Source organism: Mesorhizobium sp. M7A.F.Ca.US.011.01.1.1, assembly GCF_003998295.1.
Lineage (GTDB): Bacteria > Pseudomonadota > Alphaproteobacteria > Rhizobiales > Rhizobiaceae > Mesorhizobium.
The window spans coordinates 224,598-244,049 of the sequence record NZ_RZRT01000004.1 but is presented as its reverse complement, the minus strand read 5'-3'; the positions used below and the strand labels follow the sequence as shown (position 1 = coordinate 244,049).

The following is a 19,452-nucleotide window of genomic DNA, read 5'->3' as shown; positions in this document are numbered from 1 at the left end:
CGCCGGGACCGCTCGATCCGCTGGCCGGCATCGCCGTCGGCCCGCCGACACTCGCCGGCTGGCTGGACGTGCCGCTTGCCGACATCCTCGAGCGGCGGCTCGGCCTGCCGGTGCGGCTGGAGAACGACGCCAATGCCGCGGCGCTCGGCGAATGGCGTTTCGGTGCCGGCCATGGTGCGGGCTCGCTGGTCTTCGTCACGGTTTCCACCGGCATTGGCGGTGGTGTCGTCGTCGACGGCCGCATCCTGCATGGCCGCCGTGGCCTTGCCGCCGAGATCGGTCACATGACCATCACCAATGAAGGCGAGCGCTGCGTATGCGGTGTCGTTGGCTGCTTCGAGGCCATCGCCTCGGGAACGGCACTTGGCCGCCGCGCCAGCGCCGCCACGGCAGCCGGAGACGGCTCTACCTTGCGACGCTTGTCAGCGGACGCGGAGGTGACCGGCCGCCATGTCGTCGAGGCGGCACGGCTGCAGGACGCTCTTGCCTCGGCCTTGCTGGAGGAGGAAGCGCGCTGGCTGGGCGTCGGCTTCACCAATCTCCTGCATCTCTATTCGCCCGATGTGCTGGTCGTTGGCGGCGGCATCGCCAATGGGCTCGATCTGATGCTGCCGACCATCGAGGCGACCATCAGGCAACGGGCCATGCGCGCCTATCGCGACGTGCCGGTCGTTCAGGCCCAGCTCGGCCGCCATGCCGGGCTCGTCGGCGCCGCCAGCCTTGTGCTGTTCGACGACGGCGGCACTTTGGCAGCCCGCATGCCTGTCGGCCCAAGCACGTTTCCGGACACGCCGCTGAGCAAGACCGGCACGGTCTGACGTTGCGACCTGCATGACAAAGGCCAGAGGCAGCACGCCTCCGGCCTTTTACGCATTGACCGCGCGTCATTACTCGGCGGGAACAACGTCCGCCGGCAGGCTATCGTCGGCCGTGCCCGCCAGCGCCCTCGCCAGCTTGGCCTCGTCGAGTTCGCCTTCCCAGCGCGCCACCACCAGCGTGGCGACAGCATTGCCGACGAAGTTGGTCAACGCCCGGCACTCCGACATGAAGCGGTCGACGCCGAGGATCAGCGCCATGCCAGCGACCGGCACCGCCGGAACCACCGAAAGCGTCGCCGCAAGGGTGATGAAGCCGGCCCCGGTGATGCCGGCGGCACCCTTGGAGGAAAGCATGGCCACCAGCAGCAGCAGGATCTGGTCACCCATCGACAGGTGGATGTTGGTCGCCTGTGCGATGAACAGCGCCGCCAAGGTCATGTATATGTTGGTGCCATCAAGGTTGAAGGAATAGCCGGTTGGGATGACCAGGCCGACGACCGAGCGCTTGGCGCCAGCCTTCTCCATCTTTTCCATCAGCGAGGGCAGGGCGGCCTCCGACGAGGAGGTGCCCAGCACCAAAAGCAGCTCTTCCTTGATGTAGCGGATCAGCGACAGGATGGAGAACCCGTTGTAGCGGCAGACCGCGCCAAGCACGACGAACACGAACAGGAACGACGTCACGTAGAAGGTGCCGACCAGCATGGCGAGGTTGATGACCGCGCCGATGCCGTATTTGCCGATGGTGAAGGCCATGGCGCCGAAGGCACCGATGGGGGCGGCCTTCATCAGCACGCTGACCAGCTTGAAGATCGGTGTCGTCAGCGCCTGCAGGAAATTGAGCACGGGCGTGCCCTTGTCGCCGACCAACGCCAGCGCGATGCCGAACAGCACCGAGAAGAACAGCACCTGCAGGATGTCGCCATCGGCGAAGGCGCCGACGATGGTCGACGGGATGATGTTCATCAGGAAGCCGGTGACCGACTGGTCGTGCGCCTTGGCGGCGTAAGTGCTGATGGTCGAGGCGTCGAGCGTCGCCGGGTCGATGTTGAAGCCGGCGCCCGGCTGCACGACATTGGCGACGACAAGGCCGATGATCAGAGCCAGCGTCGAAAAGGTGAGAAAATAGAGCATCGCCTTGCCGGCGACACGTCCGACCTTCTGCAGGTCGCTCATGCCGGCAATGCCCGTCGTCACGGTCAGGAAAATGACCGGGGCGATGATCATCTTGACCAGCTTGATGAAGGCGTCGCCGAGCGGCTTCATGCTCTCGCCGACCGACGGATAGAAATGGCCGAGCAGGATGCCGACGGTGATCGCGACGAGCACCTGCACGTAGAGTTGGGCATAGAAAGGCTTGCGCTGCGCGGCAAGCGCGCCTGATTGGTCTGCGATGTGCATCGAACTCTCCCTGGCCGGATGGGGCGGAGCGCCCTGCGTGACTTCTCCCATCGCGGCGCTCCGGTCGCACGCCGCTGCCAGGGAGTTTTGCAAGCGTTGTGCCAGTTCGCGGAAAGGCCGGAACCACGGGATTTCCGCCTTTGTCTGACGTCATGCGGGCAAAGCCTGTGCGGATTTCCGCACAGGCAGTGTTTGCCTGGGCGGATTTTCGCATTACACTGGCCGAAAGCCGCGAGCAAAGGGGAGAGGGCAGACGCCGCAAGCAGGCACCGATAGCGGATTCCCTGGATTTGCCGGCCGTGAATTGCTGCGCGAGGCGGTGGCGCGGCTGCGCGATGGCCGCTGGGTTGCCGTGGTCGTCGCTCTTGCCTTTCTGGCCGGCGCGATCGCCATTGCCGGGCGCATCGCCTCCGGCCAGGCGGCCGATAATCTGCGCGAGACGGCACTCGCCGCACTGCCGCTGGCGGCGGGAACCCTGACCGGCGAAATCGAAAAGCAGCGCCTGGTTCCACTGGTGTTGGCCAGAGACGATGCGGTGCGCGGCGCTCTGCGCCGGGCCGGAAAAATGAAAGAAAAGGCCCTCAACGACAAGCTCAAGTCGATTGCCGGCGATGCCTCGGCATCCGCCATCTACATCATCGATACGGCAGGCATCGCCATATCAGCCAGCAATGCCGACGAACCGGCGAGCTTTGTCGGCATCGATTACAATTTTCGGCACTATTTCCAGGAAGCGATGAGCAAGGGTGCTGCCAGCCAATATGGCCTCGGCACAATCAGCGGCAGACCGGGGCTGTACCTTGCCAGCCGCGTCGACGATGGCGGCAAGCCGCTTGGCGTTGCGGTGCTGAAGGTCGAACTCGACGGCGTCGAAGCCAATTGGCGTTCCAGCGGTTTCCTTGTGTTCATCACTGATGAACGCGGCGTGGTGCTGGCTACCAGCCAGCCCGACTGGCGGTTCCGTGCGCTGGCACCACTGTCGGCCGAGGACACCGCCGCAGCCCACGAGCAGCTCCAGTTGGCCGATGCAGGCTTCGAGCCGCTGCCGATCCGGCGCGGCGCGGGTGACGGCCTGGCGACGATCGACAACGCGGGAAAACCGCGCCAGTTCGTCGAGGTGGTGCAGGATTTGCCTGGTGCTGTTCCTGGCTGGCGTCTCTGGCTGCTCACTCCCGCCGACGCTGCTCTTTCATCGGCCGCCAACACGGCGCGCCTGACCACGCTGCTTGGGCTTCTGCTGATGGGCTTGCTTGCCTACGTGCTGACCCGGCGCCGGCGAACGCGCAGGCTGAGGCAGGAGGCGCTGGCGCGTATGAATGCCGAGCTGGAGAGCCGAGTCAGCACGCGAACGGCCGAGCTGACCCGCTCCAACACCGCACTTGCCGGTGAAATCGCCGAGCGCGAGAATGCCGAAGCCAAGGTGCGCCGGCTGCGCGACGACCTCGCCCAGGCCAACCGGCTTTCCATCCTCGGCCAAATCGCCGCCGGCGTGGCGCACGAGATCAACCAGCCGGTCGCCGCTATCCGCACCTATGCCGAGAATGCGGGCCGCTTTCTCGAAACCGGCAAGACCGAACCGGCCAGCGGCAATCTGACGTCGATCGTGTCGATGACCGAGCGCATCGGCGCGATCACCGGCACCTTGCGTACTTTCGCCCGTCGACCCGGGGTTGCCGCTTCGCCGCTGCCGGTGCGCGAGGCAATTGATGGCGCGCTGTCGCTGCTGTCGGGCCGCATCCGTGATTCCGGCGTGACCATCGTCAAGCCGCGCGGCAATGCCTCGCCGGTGGTCCTGGCCAGCCGCATCCGGCTGGAGCAGATACTCGTCAACCTTTTGCAGAATGCGCTCGACGCGATGAAGGACCAGTCCGATCCCCGCATCGAGATCCAACTTGCCGAGCACGACGACAGGGTGCTGATTTCGGTGCGCGACAATGGCCCAGGTCTCGGCCCGGAAGCAGCCGGCAATCTGTTCATGCCGTTCCAGACCACCAAGGAGAAGGGGCTTGGTCTCGGGCTGGTGATCTCGCAGGAGATTGCCCAGGAATTGGGCGGCACGCTGCGTCTCGATCCCGGCAGCGCCAGCGCCCCCGGCAGCACCGGAGGCGCCTCCTTCACCATCGATTTGAGGCGGATAGAATGACGCAGGGATCAGGGCTGGTCGCGCTCGTCGAAGACGATGCCGACCTGCTTCACGCCACCACGCAATTGCTCGAACTCGCCGGCTTCACGGTGGTCGCACTCGACGCCGCCGAGGCCGCACTTGCCGTCGTCGATAGGAATTTCGAGGGCGTGGTGGTCAGCGACATCCGCATGCCGGGCATGAACGGGCTGCAGCTGTTCGATCGCATCAAGGCGATCGACGCCGACATACCCGTGATCCTGGTCACCGGCCATGGCGACGTCGATCTCGCAGTGGCCGCGCTCAAGGATGGTGTCTACGATTTCATCCCGAAACCCTTTGCCGGCGACCGCCTTGTCGAGGCGCTGAAACGGGCATCGGAGAAGCGACGACTGGTGATGGAGAACCGGCGGCTGCGCGAAGCCGCGGCGCTCGCCACTGACGGCCTGCCGCTGATCGGCGAGGCTCCTGCCATCAAGCGGCTGCGCGAGACCTTGCGCCAGATCGCCGACATGGATGTCGACGTGCTGGTCGAGGGAGAAACGGGAACCGGCAAGGAAGTGGTGGCTGACCTGCTGCACAGGTGGGGGCGGCGGCGCTCAAAACCCTTCGTGGCACTGAACTGCGGCGCCCTACCGGAGACGGTCATCGAGAGCGAGTTGTTTGGCCATGAGGCGGGCGCGTTCACCGGCGCGCAGCGGCGGCGGATCGGCAGCATCGAGCATTCCAGCGGCGGTACGCTGTTTCTCGACGAGATCGAATCCATGCCGCCGGCGCTCCAGGTCAAGCTGCTGCGCGTGCTCGAAACGCGCAGCCTCACTCCGCTTGGCTCGAACGACATCAGGCGCATCGATCTCAGGGTCGTCGCCGCGACCAAGGTCGATCTCGGGCGGTCGGACCAGCGCGGCGATTTTCGCGAGGATCTGTATTTTCGCCTCAACGTGGTGACTCTGCGCATACCGCCGCTGCGCGAACGGCGCGGCGATATCCCGATGCTGTTTGGGCATTTCCTCGGCAAGGCGGCAGAACGGTTCGGCCGGCCTGTCGCGAAGATGAACGCTGCGGTCAGCGATCATCTCCAGTCGCATGACTGGCCAGGCAATGTGCGCGAGCTTGCCCATTTTGCCGACCGTGTTGCGCTCGGCCTCGGTCCGGAAGATGAGAGGAGGGCGGTCTCCGCGCATTCGCCGGAGCCTGCGGCAGCATTGCCCGAACGGGTCGGCCAATACGAAGCACAGCTCATCCGCGACGCATTGCGCGACCATGGCGGCGACGTGCGCGGCGCCATTGATGCTCTGGGCGTGCCGCGCAAGACCTTCTACGACAAGCTCAAGCGCTACGGCATTGCCGCCTCCGAATTTCGCAACGGCGGCGATACCGATACGCAACCCGTCTCGGATAAGCGATGAACACTACCATTGAAACGACGGCAAATCCCTCGCCGGAGGAACTCGCCTTTCTCGGCGAAAGGTTGACGGCGTTCAATGACGGCGATGTCGGCGCGTCTGAGAGGAAGGCGCTTGCCGTGTTCGTGCGGGGCGAGGATAGCGCGGTCGTCGCCGGCATCTCTGGCTATACCGCCTGGGGATGGCTTTATGTGCAATGGCTCTGGGTCGATGAGCGGCTGCGAGGCCAGCACATGGCCGGCAAGATGCTGGACGCGGCCGAACAGGAAGCGGTGGCGCGCGGCTGCAACAATGCCTGGATCGATACCTTCAATCCGAACGCCGCCAAGGTCTATCAGCGCCAGGGCTATCGGCCCTTCGGCTCGCTGGCCGATTTCCCTGTCGGCCGCAGCCGCATCTTCCTGCAAAAGAAACTGGTTGGCGGTTGAGCAATTCCAGGAAAAGTGTGAAGCGGTTTTCCGTCCGGAATTGCGTCAAAGCAAGAGTCTAGCCGGCGAGTTTTCCGCCACGCATCGGCTGCGGCGCGCCGGTGGTGCTCGGGAAACTGATCGGCAGGCCGCGCAACACGCGAACCGCGAGGAAGGCAAAACACTCCGCCTCGACCGCATCGCCGCTCCAACCGAGGCTTTCCGCCAGCACCACCTCGACGCCGGCGCGGCTGGCCAGCATTGCCATCATGGTCGGGTTATGGCGACCACCGCCGCTGACCACCAGCTTTTTAGGCCGGCTTGGTAAGAGGTCGAGTGCCTTGCCGACGGCGCCGGCGGTGAAGGCGGTGAGCAAGGCGGCACCATCCTCGGCATCCAGGCCGTCCGCCATCGCGGCACCGAAGTCGAAACGGTCCAGCGATTTCGGGTAGGCTTTGCTCAGATAAGGGTGCTGCAACAGCTTGGCCAGCCGGGCCTCATCCACCTTACCTGCACGGCCAAGCGCGCCGTCGCGGTCCATCTCGCCGAGCCCCTTCGACTTGATGAAATCGTTCAGCGGCGCGTTGGCCGGTCCGGTGTCGAAGGCGACGACATTGTCAATGCCATCCCACCAGGTGATGTTGGCGACGCCGCCGAGATTGAGTACGGCGACCTCGCCATTGGCGCCGGCGCCGCGCATCAGCGCGGTGTGATAGACCGCGGCCAGCGGCGCGCCTTGCCCGCCGGCGCGTATGTCGGCCGAGCGGAAATCGTATGCGACCTTGGTGCCCAATATGGCATGCATCAGCTCACCGTCGCCGAGCTGCCGGGTCTGGCCCAGCCGTCCAACCTGCGGCGCGCGATGCAAAACGGTCTGGCCGTGAAAACCGACGATGCCGATATCGGCCATCGTCATGCCATAGCCTTCGACCAACTCCTTGACGGCCGCCGACTGCGCGCGCGTCAGGGCTTGCTCCGCGGTACGGAAGATCGTCGGCTCCGGCCCGACGAAATTCCACGCCCGCGCCTGCGTCAGCGTCTCTTCCAGCAGGGAGCGGATAGATGGGGGATAGGGCATCAGCCGATAGGTGCCGAAATCCTCGATCTGCTCGCCATCGGTCTTGATCAGCGCGACGTCGATGTTGCCGTCCAGCACCGTGCCGGTCATCAGGCCGACGGCCCAGATTGGTTCCATGGTCGTTTCCTCGTTGAGCATGATCTTTTCCGAAAACCGTTTCCCACTTTTCGGGACCATGCTCCAGTCCCCATTGATGAGATCGCCTAACGATTCTACCGTCAAAATGTCGGTCGGATGAATCCGGTTGGCGGGCAAGTCCAAGCCTTGCCACTTTCGAAGTGGCGGTCTCGTTGCTGAAGGCCGAGCGGCCTTCGTAGCGCCACAGGCGATGCTGGACCGCGCAACGCCGGTTCTGCGGTCGTTTGGGCTCAACACAGCGGCAATGCCACCTCTTGCCTATCATGCGCGAAGGCGCGACCTTGCTCGATCTGGCGAAACGCTTCCGCCGAAATCCGCAAGGAGAGAAAATCATGACATCCGATGTGGCCGTCATTGCAGGCGCAGGCGCTGGTCTGAGCGCCTCGCTTGCCCGCCTTCTCACCCGGGAAGGCTTTCGCGTGGTTCTGGCCGCCCGCAACGTCGAGAAGCTGGGCGCTCTGGTCGATGAGACCGGTGCGCTGGCCGTTGAGACGGATGTCGCCGACGCTGCGTCCGTCGCCAGGCTGTTCGACACCGCCGACAAGGCCGGGCCGCTGGCGCTCGTGGTGTTCAACGCCAGCGCACGCACACGCGGCCCGGTCGCCGAGCTCGAGGCCGAAGCGGTCAAACAGGCATTGCTGGTCGGCGCCTATGGCGGCTTCCTGGTCGGCCAGCAGGCGGCGCGCCGGCTGCTTGTCCGGGGATCCGGTTCGATCCTGTTCACCGGCGCCACCGCCAGTGTGAAGGGCTTTCCCGGCTCGGCCGGCTTTGCCATGCCGAAATTCGGCCTGCGCGGTCTGGCGCAGTCCATGGCCCGCGAACTCGCCCCGCAGAACATCCACGTCGCCCACTTCATCATCGACGGCCAGATCGAGCCGCCCGGACAGGCAGCCGATCCCGACCGGCCGGACCGCCGCCTGTCGCCGGACGCCATCGCCGAGGCCTATCTCACAACCCATCGCCAGCATCGCAGCGCCTGGAGTTCGGAGCTTGAGTTACGGCCTTGGGTCGAGACGTTTTGACAGTGCAGATGATCGCCCACGGGCCAGCTGATCGCCCCGCAGGAAGTAACGCGATCCTTCCGCCATTCCTTGTATGTAAGGTGATGCTCATATTTTGAGGCGCTAAGCTGCTTATCCAATACATAAAAAGGCACAGTGTAATATATACGTTTGTTTAACGTGGGTTGTGCATGTTGCTGGCTTTCCCGGGTTAATTGAGAACGCGCATGCCGGTTACACGTCGTACACTGCTTGCGGCCGGGAGCGGCGGGTTGCTGATCTCGCAAGCGCGGGCAGCCAGCACTCCTGGACAGCAGGCGGAGAACGCCCCTCAACCTATCGCGAGCGGCGATGCATTGCGCATCGCAATGCCGGCCTTCGCTTCCAATCCGTTCTTCCCGGCCGACGGCTCGGGGGACGATGGCATAGACATGGAACTGGCCCACGGCATCGCCGCGGCGCTTGGCGTCGAGCCGGTGTTCGACCGATCCGCCGCAACGTTCGACGATATCGTCAGACAGGTCAGTTCCGGGCAGGCCGACATGGCGATTGGCAAGCTCAGCCGGACGCTTCAGCGCGGCCGGTCGATCATCTATTCCCGCCCCTACGCCATGCTGCGGCAAGGGCTGATCGCCAACCGCCTCAACCTGGCGCGTATCGCGCAAGGCAAGCCGCCCGAACAGATTGTCCGTGATTTCTCAGGCGATCTTGGCGTGATCGAGGGCTCTTCATTCGCCACCTATGCGGCCACGACTTTCCCGCATGCGCAAATCCACCGCCTGGCAAGCTGGGATCTGATCATCGATGCGATCCGAAACGGGACGATCGACATGGCCTATCGCGATGATTTCGAGATCAAGAAGCTGATGGTCGACGATCCGTCGATGACGGTCGTAGCACGCTCCATCACGCTGACCGACAAGGTCGATACGATCGCAGTCGGCGTGCGGCCGGACAATCCGCATCTCGCAGCCTTTGTCGATCTGTATCTCGATCTCGCGCGGGGTCAGCAGGTTCTCAACACGGACGAGATCATCGCCCGCTATCGCCTGGGGAGCAAAGCCTGACGATGGCCATCTCCGACGCAGCCGGCCCTCTGCCTTTCGACTGGCGCCTGATGGCCAGGCGCATACTGCGATCACCCGTGACGACGATCGCGATGATCGCTGCAGGGATACTGTGCGGCCTCTACTATCCAGATTTTGCCCATGCGATCAGCCCTGTCGCACAGCTCTACCTGAATTTCCTCAAGATGGTCGTCCTGCCCTATTTGGTCTCGTCGGTCATCTTCTCCATCACGGCGATGGTCCAGGACCCGAAATCGGTCCGCTACCTCGGCAAGGTGGGTATGGCCGTGCTGGTCGTGTCGTTCCTGAGCGTGCTGGTGAGTGGCACCTTGTCGCTGATCCTTCAGCCGGGCCAGATCGAGAATCCCCAGTCGCGTATTGAGCTTGGCGAGTTCATCAATTCGCAAGGCAGCGTATCCACCGATCTCGCCTTCCCGTTCCAGCCGCCGCCTCCAACGGGGATCCCAATGGCGGGCACTCGATCCTGCTCGACCTGGTGCCGAACAACGTCTTCAATGCCCTGGCCTCGGGCCAGACCATTCAGGTCCTGCTGTTCTGCCTGCTTTTCGGGCTCGCGATGGGGAAGATTCCCCAGCCCTCGTCCATGAGCCTGACCCAGGCGCTCAACGCCGTCTACCGGGCCTGCACGGTGCTCACCAACTGGTTCATCTGGGGGTTGCCCTTTGCAACCTTCATCCTGATCGCGGACCAGACCGCGTCGACCGGAACCAAGCCGCTCACGCTGATGGGCGGTTACCTGCTGGTGATGGGCCTTTCCTGCCTCATATTCGTTGCCGGGGCTTTTGCCATTATCGCCATCCGGTCGCGACGAAGCTACTGGACCACGATCAAGACCTGCCAGCCCCTTCTCATGGTGGCCATCACCACACGCTCTACGGTCGCCTCGCTCCCATGGGTCATCAACCTGCTGGGCGAGCGCCTGCGATTCAACCTGGTGGTCGTCGAACTGCTCGTGCCGCTGCAGGCGGCATTGCTGCGGACAGGCCCGGCACTGCTCTACACCTCGGGTGCGCTTTTCATCGCCCAGCTTTACGGCCACCAGCTTGCAGTCTCGGACCTCGTGCTCGTCGGTATCATCTCAGCGCTTCTCGCGCTCACCACCGGCGGCATGGGCAGCCTGCTCATCCTGTCGCAGATGTCCATCGTCTGCGGATACCTGAAGCTTCCCTTCGAGGCGGCGTTCGTCCTGTTCGTCGCGGTGGATGCAGCCGTCGACACGTTCATGACGCTGGCCAGCGTTTGCACCGTCGCGGCGAGCACGGCAATGATCGCTCCCAGCCACAGGGAGACGACGCCGCCTGACGCCGCCTCGGACCAGCTCGAAGCCGAGCCTGTCGGATGATCGACGACAGCATCCGTCCCCAGCTCGGCATTATCGGCGGTCTCGGGCCGCTTGCCTCGGCTGATTTCTACTTCAAGCTGACCCGGATGACCCAGGCGCTCAGGGACAACGAACATGTGCCTGCCGTGATCCTCAGTGTCCCGCAGCTGCCCGACAGGACCGAAGCGATCCTTGCCGGCCATGACGGGCCGCTGGCGCCTTTGAAAGCCGCGGTCGCGACGCTCAATGCGCTCGGTGTCGCCCGCATCGCGATGCCGTGCAACACCGCCCACCATTGGTACGGCCAACTGGCGGCGAATTCGCGCGCGGAAATCATCCATATCGGAGATGCTGTGGTGACGGAGACGCGTCGCAGCCTGGATCAGGGCCGGGTTGCTGTTCTCGCCACCCAAGGCACGCTGGTCTCCGGCTTCTATCAGGACAGGATGTCGGCAGCGGGATTTGAGCTCTGCCTTCCCGCGAACACCGAGTTTCAGGCCTGCGTCGACAGCGCGATCAGCCTCGTCAAGGCGGGTTCGATCGCGGATGCGGCGGTTGAAACCGAGCGCGCGCTCGACATCGCGCAAGCGGCCAGCGCCGATGCCGCCCTGCTCGGCTGCACCGAACTGTCGGTGGTGGCCGCCAGCCTCAACGATATCAATGGATTGGTCGTCATCGACAGCAATGCGGCCTTGGCAAGAGCCTGTCTGAACCGATTGGGCTTCGGTGCCCAGGAAGCCCGCGGCCTGCCGACCGTATCGCGGCTGCCGGAACATGACCGATCGATGCGCGCCAGCTTGGCCGCACTGGCCTGGCCCTATGGATAGAACCTCATAGCATTTCGGAACCCGTCAGCCTTGGCGCGGCACGCCCTTGGCAAGCAGGTAGACGAGATACGGCCCGCCAAGCAGCGAAGCGAACAGGCCCGCGGGCAGTTCGTAGGGAAAGGCCGCCATGCGCGACAGCCAGTCCGAGACGATCATCAGCAGGGCGCCCAGAAGCATCGCTCCGGCGAGATGGACGCGGGCGTGGGAAAAGCCGACCAGACGGGCAAGGTGTGGCGCGATCAGGCCGACGAAGCTCAATGGCCCGACGACCATGGCGGCCAGCGCAGTCAGCAGCGCGGCAACGATGATCAGCATCAGCCGTCCGCCGGCAACCGGCACGCCCAGCCCGCGTGCGCTGCCGGACCCGAGCGGCAGGATGTCCAGCCAGCGGGCGGCAAGAAACAGCGGCAACGTCAGCGGCAACAGACAGGCGAGTGCTAGCCCTGCATCGAGCGCCGACGCCTGGCCGGTCGAGCCGCTCAGCCAGCGCAACAGAATGTAGGACTGCGCGTTGCCCATCGCGACCGTCGCGGTGATCGCAGCGCTGCACAGCGCGCTCATGGCGATACCGGCAAGCAGCAGCCGCTCGGCACCGAACTTTGCTTGTGCGGCAAGGGCCAGCATGGCAATCAAGGCCGCCAGTGAGCCCAGGGCTGAGCCGGCGAGCTGCCAGCCGGGACTGGCCGTGGCGCTGACCATCAGCACGGCTGTCAGGCCGGCACCGGCGCCGGTGCCGACTCCCAGCACTTCGGGGCTTGCCAGCGGGTTGCCGGTGACCCGCTGGATGACGACGCCGGCGGCCGCGAGCATGGCGCCGGCGGCGGCCGCCACGCCGATCCGCGGCGCACGCCACGCGGTGAGGTCGGTTAACAGGTCTCCCCCAGCAATAGACCAGCCGTCCGGGCCACGCCCGACGACAAGCGCCACGATGGCAGCGACAAGCGCCAGCGCAAGCAGAAGCAGGATGATGAGCCAGGGCCGGCTGGCCTTGCGCGGTGCGGTACCATTCGAACCGAGATGCGGCCACTCGAAAAGGCGCAGCCGCGGCAACAGCCACAGCAGCAGCGGACCGCCGAGCAGGGCGGTGCCGGCACCGGTCGGAATGCGTTCGCCACCGGAACCGGCGGCCAGCTGTACCAGCCCGTCCGTCAGCCACAGCAGCACGGCGCCGATCAGCGGCGCGGCGATCAGTTTTTGGCGCAGTGTGCGGGCGCCCGAAAGCGTGGCCAGCGCCGGCGCTGCAAGACCGACGAACCCGATGACGCCAACCTCTGCCGCGACTGACGTCGCCATCCACACGGCAAGCGCGATGATGAGAAAGCGGCTTGAGTGACGGGCGACGCCCAGGCCGCGTGCCGAGGCATCGTCGAGACCAAGAATGGTCAGCGGCCGCAGCAGCATCAATGCGGCAACCACACCGGCCGCCAGCCTGATCGTCAGCGCGATGGTCGGCTCCCAGTCCTGCTGGACCAGCGATCCGCCGCCCCAGATGAACAGCGAAAACAGGTACTCGCCATTGGCGAGGATCAGTGCTGCGCTGACGGAACTGGCGGTCAGCGCCACCATCATCCCGGCGAGCACGACGGAGACCGGTTCCAGCCCGCGCCGCCAGGTCAATGCCAGCACCAGCAGCACCGCGGCGATGCCACCGGCGAAGGCGACCAAGCCCTGCGACCGCTCCATCAGCGGCGGTGCGTAAAGCGAGGCGATCGTCATGGCCAGTTGCGCGCCGGCCGAAATACCGAGCGTCGACGGTTCGGCCAGCGGGTTGCGCAGCACATGCTGCAACAGCAGGCCGGACAGGCCGAGCACCGCGCCGGCCAGCACCGCCACGGCGGCGCGCGGCAGCGTGCTGTAGACCAGGATGACGCTGTCGAGATCAATGCCGTCGCCCGGCGGTGCGGCCGGCCATTGCATGCCGACGCGCCATGCGAAGAGGAGCGCGGCCAGCGCCGCCAGGAGGCCCCACAGGGCGATTGGCGACAGCGCGGCACTCGTCGCGGTGCGATCGTTCATGGCACGCTCAGCCATGGCTCTGCCCGGCAAGGGCGGCCGTCGCCAGACGCGCGAAGCGGCGTGCCGATGGCAGGCAACCGAAATGGTTGACCGGATCCAGCACAGCAACACGCCCCTGGCGGACAGCGGGTAGCGCGTTCCACAAGGCATTTGTAGGAAGCGAACGCCCGACATCCGCCGGCAGTGGCGAAACGATCAGGATCGACGCCTCGGGCACGCGCGCTAGCGCCTCCAGTCCGACGGGTGCCGCCGCGCTGTAGCTCGTCTCGTCGGTCCATGCATTGACCAGGCCGAGACGCGTCAGCACATCGCCGAACATGGAATCGCGGCCAAAGGCTCGAAAATGCCTGCTATCGCCGAGACTGATGACGAAGACCCGCGCGGGGGAGGGGGGCAAGGTGGCGCCAAGCTGCGTGATCTCGACCGCCGTCTCATCGACGTAGCGCTTCGCCTCAGCCTGCCGTCCCAGCTTTTCGCCCAGGGCCAGTGTCGCCGCCTCAGCGAGCGCATAAGGTGGCACGCCGGCCTCGTACACCGTTTGCGCAAACACCGGCGCGATGCGCTCCAGCATCGGGCGCTGGTACTCGTAGAAATTGGAGGTCACGATGAGATCAGGCGCGACGATGCGCAGCAGCTCGTAATTGGGCGCGAAGCGCAGCCCGAGATCGGTTGCCGATTGAGGAACCGCCGGCTCGACCGCGATCTTGCGGAACTGGATCAGTTCGGTCGCCGCCACCGACTCGATGCCGAGCGCCAGCAACGTCTCCAGCATGCCCCAGTCGATCGCGGCAACGCGCATCGCCGCCGCCCTGGCGGCGACCGGTGGCAGCAATGCCGCGGCCGCCAGCGCAAGCACCTGCCGTCTGTTGGGCAGATGGATCATCACTGGCTTGTTTGGCAAGCTGTAACCAAGTCGACTACCAAGTCGTATGCGCCTTCAGCTTGAACGAGCGGCCTTCGCCATAGGAACAGGTCAGCGTCGTCTGGCAACTCGACACATAGGTTTTGTCAAAGAGATTGGTGATGTTCAGATCGATCCCCCAGTTCTCCTTCTCGTAGCCGAGTTTCAGGTCGGCCAGCGTGACCGCCGGCACTTTGGCCGTGTTCTCATTGTCGGCCCACGAAGAGCCAACATAACGCAGGCCGCCGCCGATCGAGATGCCGTCATACCAGTCGCCACGGAACGTGTAGTCGATCGAGGCGGAAGCCATAATCTCGGGGACGATGAAGGGTGTCTTGCCGATGAGCGCCGGGTTGGCGTCCTTGGTGATGTCGATGTCGTAGGCCGTGAATGCACCCGTGACCCGGAAATCGTCGGTCACGTTCACTTTGCCTTCGAGTTCAACACCGCGAGAGCGCACTTCACCGGTCTGCATCTGCGTGAACAGAGTGACATTGGAAGGGACGTTCTGGCGCGTCAGGTCAAACAGCGACACGGTGAACAGGCCATCGACAAAGGTCGGTACGTATTTCACGCCGACTTCGTATTGCGTGCCTTCTTCCGGCTTGAACAGATTGCCCAATGCGTCGGTGCCGATGATCGGGTTGAAGAAGGTGGCGATGCTGGCATAGGGGGTAACGCCGTTGTCGAATTCGTAGGCCAGTCCTGCTCGCCCGGAGAAATCTCCGACAGTCTGGCTCTGTGAACTGGAGCTGCTGCTGTAGTAGGTCGGACGATTGTCGGCGTCGAGCCAACCACGGTCGTAGCGGCCGTTCAGCGTCACCAGCCAGCCATCGCCGAAGCGCAACTGGTCCTGGGCATAGAAGCCGAGCTGCTTCTGCGTCAGGTCCTGGTTGAGGTAGCTGACACGTGGCGTCAGTGGCGAGCCGTATACTGGATGGAAGGCGTCGATGGGGTTGTCATAGTTTTCGTCGTAGAGGCCAGACGACTGGACCTGGTCGATGTTGTAATATTTGAAATCGATGCCGGCGAGTATCGTATGTTCGACAGGACCGGTTACAACCTTGCCTTCGATCTGATTGTCGACAAGGAAGGTCTTGGCCATGGTGTCATGGTCGAAATTTATCCGGGCCAGATCGGTGGGGCCTCCGATGGTTGACCAGCCATTCGGATAGACGCTGACCTCATTGATATCAGCGGCGGTGAAGCGGGCGTTGGAGCGGACCGTCCAGTCATTGTCGAACTCGTGTTCGAACTCATAGCCGACGGAGCCCTGTTCACGCTTGTAGAGATCGATGCTGGGCTCGGTAAAATTCGCGTCCGGATCGATGCGACCGTAGTTCACGCCGCCGACAATGTGGTCGACCACGGTGCCATCATAAGGCAGAAAGCTGCCGCCATTGTGGTTCTCATCGATGTGGCTGTAGTTGGCCAGGATGGTCAGCGTGGTCGCTTCGTCCGGCTTCCAGGTAATGCTGGGCGAGATGAAACCGCGCCAGCCATTTTGCAGGCTATAGGTGTCGCCCCCGGCGACCTTGCCCGTCATCCGGTAGCTGACCGCGCCATCCTTGGCGACGTCGCCGATGTCGAAGCCGAGATAGACATTGCCGGCGTCGTTGACGCCGGTTTCGACATAGCGCGTGCGTTCGAAGTCCGGCCGCTTGCTGACATAGTTGACCAGGCCACCGGGATTACTGCCGCCATAGAGTACGGAGGCCGGTCCCTTCAGCACCTCGATGCGCTCAAGCCCGAAACTGTCTACGTAGAAGCCGCCAAAGGCGTAGCTGAACAGTTGCAGCCCATCCATGTAGGTGCCATCAGCCGTGGCTTGGAAACCGCGGATGAACAGCCAGTTGGTGTCGCTGTCGGGGCCGAAGGGCTGCGCGAAGACGCCGGCCGTGTAGCGCAAGGCCTCATCAGCCTTCTGCGCGCCCTGGTCGTCGATCTCTTGACGGCCGACCACCGACACGGATTGCGGGATATCCTTGATGTCGGTTGCCGTTTTGGAGCCGGTCCTGCTTTTTTTGGCGACGACGCCTTTAACCGGTCCGGTCGCGCCGTCGCCGGCCTCGCCCTCGACCACCACCGGTTCAAGCTGGGTGCTGGTTTGCACCGACTGCGCGAACGCGGCCATTGGCGGGATCATCGCGGCCGCGGCGACGCTGGCCGCCAGAAGCGCCTTCATCCGGTAAGTTCTGCTCATCAGGAAAGTCCCCGCCTGTCGATATTGAGATACTTGATCATTTATCTCAACTTATCTGCTGGTCATTGGACGGAATTGAGCGGTTTGTCCATTCTTGTCCAAACGAGGGACATCGCGGTGTGATGTTGCGGAAATGTCACTGGCGACTGGTGCTCCTCATCCAGGCGCCGGGTGTCACGCCGACAATCGACTTGAACACACGCGTCAGATGCGCCTGGTCGAAAAAACCCGTTGCCTCGGCGATGTCGCCGAGTGAAGCGGTGTCACGCGCCATCATCGCCTTGGCCCTGTCGACCCGCGCCTGCATCTGCCAACGATGCGGCGGCACGCCGGTCGCCGCCTTGAAGGCATGACTCATCGCGGTTTCGGACAGGCCGGTCAGCGCGGCGAGATCGGCAAGCCGGATCCTTTCCAGGCAATGCGCGTCGATGTAGTCGGTGACGAGACGCAGCTTGCGGCGCGACAGCGGCGACCGCCGCCTAAGGGTATCAGGCCGGTCGATCTGGAACAGGCTTGCGAACAAGGCATTGAGCAGACCCTCGCCATAGAGATCATGCAGAGGCCGGTCGCTGCCGCATTCGGCGGCGATCAGGCCGGCAAGCATTGCGATCCGGTCGTCGCGAAACTGGAAGCGCGACATCCGCAAGGCCTCGTGGTCAAGGCTGCGGCCGAAGCGGCGCGTCAGCACTGCGGCGTCGAAATGCAGGTCGAGATGCCGGATCCGCCGCAGCCCCTCGACCCGGCCGCGGATCGGCACGCCGGCCGGTATGTAGGCCATGGAAAAAGCCTGGTCGTGGCGGCGCAATTCGCCCTTGGCGTCTTCGACGAAGAACGCGCCATCGCCATCCACATCGAGCGCGACGAACAGCCGGGGGTCGGGAGAGACGTAATAGCCTTCGGCCTTGTCACCGCATGAGACATCCCAGAGGTCGGCGACCACGCCGTCCCAGACATGCCATTTCAGATCGCCAATGACTGAAAAGCCCTCAATCCGGCTTTCCATGCGCGCAACGAAGGTCAAGTCCTGTGATCCCAACCATAATACATGATAAAAACTATCATGTTTATGCCCGGTTAGCGACCCCACCGCAAGTGCTTTGCGGCTGCTCGAAAATCGGCCCGAACCAATGCCGCTGGGGCAATCGGGCCTCAAACACTTTCGAGGTATGTCTCGATTTCGAAATCGCTGACATTGAGCGCGAACGTGTTCAATTCTTGGCGTTTGCAGGCAACGAAGGAGTCGCGCAGGATGGCTGGAAAAATCTCCGCCACATGCGTCCCGCTCTCGAAGGCGGCGATCGCCGACGCCCAGTCCGGCGGCAGCTTTGCCGGCGGAAGTCCCTGGCCGTCGGTGCCGATCGGATCGCCTGGCGATATTTGTCTTTCGATGCCGGTCAGCGCGGCGCCCAATATGGCCGCAAGCACCAGATAGGGATTGGCGTCGGCTCCCGAAACGCGATGCTCGATGCGGCGCGCACCGGTTGGCCCGCCGGGAATGCGGATCGCGACCATACGGTTCTCATAACCCCAGGCGACTGCGGTCGGCGCATAGGATCTCGGGCGCAGCCTGCGGTAGGAGTTGAAGTGCGGCGCGAACACCAGCGTGCTTTCGGCCATTGCCGCAAGCAGGCCGCCGACCGCATGGCGCATGGTCTCAGAACCCTGGTCGGTGCCGTCATCGAAGACGTTGCGCCCTTCGCCGTCGATCAGGCTGAAATGAACGTGAAAGCCGTTGCCGGCCCGGTCGCCATAGGGCTTGGCCATGAAACAGGCGGCAAAACCGTGCTTGCGGGCAATGCCCTTCACGGTGCGCTTGAACAGCACCGCATCGTCAGCCGCCCGCAAGGCGTCCGCGACATGGTTCAGATTGATCTCGAACTGGCCGACGCCGTTCTCGGCGATGGCGGTGTCGACGGGAATGCCTTGCGTCCGGCAGGCCTCGTAGACGTCATGGATGAAGGATTCGAAGTCGTCGATCTCGTCGATCGACAGCGCCGCGTCGGAATCGAGGCGGCGTCCGGTCACCGGCGAGACCGGTCCGACCGGCCGCTGCGACTGCGGATCGACGAGGTAGAATTCGAGTTCCGTTGCCGCGACCGGAGTCAGGCCCAAGGCCTTGTAGCGATCGAGGATCCGGGCCAGCGCCCGTCGCGGATCGCCGAGATAGGGCGCGCCGCTTTCGTCGGCGAGCCAGAGCGGGACAAGCGCCGTCGGATGCGCCGTCCAGGCCACCGGCAGAATGCCGCGCCCCGTCCACTGGCACAGTCCGTCGGCATCGCCGGTCGAGAATACCAGTGTGTTGCCTTCGATGTCCTCGCCCCAGACATCGAGCCCGATCAGCGAAAAAGGCATGCGCAGCTTGCCTTCCAGCGCCTTTCTTGCCTGCTCGACGGGAATGCGCTTGCCGCGCATGATGCCGTTGAGGTCGCACACCGCGGCTCTCAGGCTCTGGATGTCGGTCCTGCTATCAAGCCAGTTCAAAACGTCCGCAATTGCATCGCTCAATTTATGACCTCTGGTTTTCGAAGGTGCCGCAACCTGACCGGCTGCACTGTCCCTGATAAAAATAGCTTGTGAGTTTTAGGAAAACAGACTTGGCTATCGCCAAGCGTTTTTCCTTATTTTTTCAAGTCACAGCCGGAATGTCGGGAGGCATTTCAAAACCAATTGCGCGATCTGCGATCGCAACATAGAGGCAAGAGGCCGGAAAGCCAAGTGGCGTCGCCCG

Annotated in this window: 16 protein-coding genes; 9 read left to right on the top strand and 7 right to left on the bottom strand. The window is 64.0% G+C overall.

All coding sequences use genetic code 11. The features are described from left to right. The coding region (locus EOA13_RS07975; RefSeq protein ID WP_245490328.1) for an ROK family protein at positions 1-818 on the top strand (818 nt) is incomplete at its 5' end. A 69-nt stretch (positions 819-887) separates the two neighbouring features. On the opposite strand, the gene EOA13_RS07970 is transcribed toward EOA13_RS07975, so the two are convergent. Then, positions 888-2,216 (bottom strand): dicarboxylate/amino acid:cation symporter, encoded by a 1,329-nt coding sequence (locus EOA13_RS07970; protein WP_023808783.1) that lies wholly within the window; start codon positions 2,214-2,216, stop codon positions 888-890. A gap of 304 nt (positions 2,217-2,520) precedes the next feature. Here EOA13_RS07970 and EOA13_RS07965 point away from each other — a divergent pair, with 304 nt between their 5' ends. From EOA13_RS07965 to EOA13_RS07955, 3 genes are read left to right on the top strand one after another with little or no spacing between them, the layout of a single operon-like run. Then, positions 2,521-4,359: a sensor histidine kinase gene (locus tag EOA13_RS07965; protein ID WP_127291118.1), complete on the top strand. Its 1,839-nt coding sequence runs from the start codon at positions 2,521-2,523 to the stop codon at positions 4,357-4,359. Then, positions 4,356-5,747 carry a sigma-54 dependent transcriptional regulator gene (locus EOA13_RS07960; RefSeq protein WP_127291116.1) on the top strand — a complete coding sequence of 464 codons (1,392 nt, stop codon included), beginning with the start codon at positions 4,356-4,358 and terminating at the stop codon, positions 5,745-5,747. Before EOA13_RS07965 ends, EOA13_RS07960 begins: the two co-directional genes overlap by 4 nt. Then, positions 5,744-6,172 (top strand): GNAT family N-acetyltransferase, encoded by a 429-nt coding sequence (locus tag EOA13_RS07955; protein WP_127291114.1) that lies wholly within the window; start codon positions 5,744-5,746, stop codon positions 6,170-6,172. The genes EOA13_RS07960 and EOA13_RS07955 overlap by 4 nt, the downstream gene beginning before the upstream one ends. Before the next feature lie 58 nt (positions 6,173-6,230). Here EOA13_RS07955 and EOA13_RS07950 read toward each other — a convergent pair whose 3' ends face one another. Next, entirely contained in the window at positions 6,231-7,346 is a 1,116-nt protein-coding gene (locus tag EOA13_RS07950) for an anhydro-N-acetylmuramic acid kinase (RefSeq protein WP_127291112.1), read from the bottom strand. Positions 7,347-7,699: 353 nt separating this feature from the next. Here EOA13_RS07950 and EOA13_RS07945 point away from each other — a divergent pair, with 353 nt between their 5' ends. The 5 genes from EOA13_RS07945 to EOA13_RS07930 all read left to right on the top strand — a co-directional run bounded on the left by EOA13_RS07945 (position 7,700) and on the right by EOA13_RS07930 (position 11,604). Then, entirely contained in the window at positions 7,700-8,389 is a 690-nt protein-coding gene (locus EOA13_RS07945; RefSeq protein WP_127291110.1) for an SDR family NAD(P)-dependent oxidoreductase, read from the top strand. Between the two features lie 206 nt (positions 8,390-8,595). Next, complete coding sequence (locus EOA13_RS07940) at positions 8,596-9,435, top strand: transporter substrate-binding domain-containing protein (RefSeq protein ID WP_164778346.1); 840 nt, start codon at positions 8,596-8,598, stop codon at positions 9,433-9,435. 77 nt (positions 9,436-9,512) lie between these two features. After that, entirely contained in the window at positions 9,513-10,043 is a 531-nt protein-coding gene (locus EOA13_RS39340; protein WP_281040866.1) for a cation:dicarboxylase symporter family transporter, read from the top strand. Continuing rightward, on the top strand, positions 9,932-10,798 hold the full coding sequence (locus tag EOA13_RS07935; RefSeq protein WP_281040865.1) for a cation:dicarboxylase symporter family transporter: 867 nt from the start codon (positions 9,932-9,934) through the stop codon (positions 10,796-10,798). Before EOA13_RS39340 ends, EOA13_RS07935 begins: the two co-directional genes overlap by 112 nt. Then, positions 10,795-11,604, top strand: a complete 810-nt coding sequence (locus EOA13_RS07930) for an amino acid racemase (protein WP_127291108.1) — start codon at positions 10,795-10,797, stop codon at positions 11,602-11,604. Before EOA13_RS07935 ends, EOA13_RS07930 begins: the two co-directional genes overlap by 4 nt. A 24-nt stretch (positions 11,605-11,628) precedes the next feature. On the opposite strand, the gene fhuB is transcribed toward EOA13_RS07930, so the two are convergent. From fhuB to EOA13_RS07905, 5 genes are all read right to left on the bottom strand, one after another. Continuing rightward, positions 11,629-13,635: a Fe(3+)-hydroxamate ABC transporter permease FhuB gene (gene fhuB / locus EOA13_RS07925; RefSeq protein WP_127291106.1), complete on the bottom strand. Its 2,007-nt coding sequence runs from the start codon at positions 13,633-13,635 to the stop codon at positions 11,629-11,631. Further along, positions 13,628-14,503 (bottom strand): ABC transporter substrate-binding protein, encoded by an 876-nt coding sequence (locus tag EOA13_RS07920; RefSeq protein WP_127291308.1) that lies wholly within the window; start codon positions 14,501-14,503, stop codon positions 13,628-13,630. The genes fhuB and EOA13_RS07920 overlap by 8 nt, the downstream gene beginning before the upstream one ends. Positions 14,504-14,537: 34 nt before the next feature. Continuing rightward, the gene (locus EOA13_RS07915; protein WP_245490327.1) at positions 14,538-16,724 is read right to left on the bottom strand and encodes a TonB-dependent siderophore receptor; all 2,187 of its coding nucleotides are present in this window, start codon (positions 16,722-16,724) and stop codon (positions 14,538-14,540) included. Positions 16,725-16,860: 136 nt separating this feature from the next. Then, complete coding sequence (locus EOA13_RS07910; protein ID WP_164780012.1) at positions 16,861-17,745, bottom strand: AraC family transcriptional regulator; 885 nt, start codon at positions 17,743-17,745, stop codon at positions 16,861-16,863. 128 nt (positions 17,746-17,873) lie between these two features. After that, positions 17,874-19,229: a glutamine synthetase family protein gene (locus tag EOA13_RS07905; RefSeq protein WP_127268594.1), complete on the bottom strand. Its 1,356-nt coding sequence runs from the start codon at positions 19,227-19,229 to the stop codon at positions 17,874-17,876. Positions 19,230-19,452: the final 223 nt, after the last annotated feature.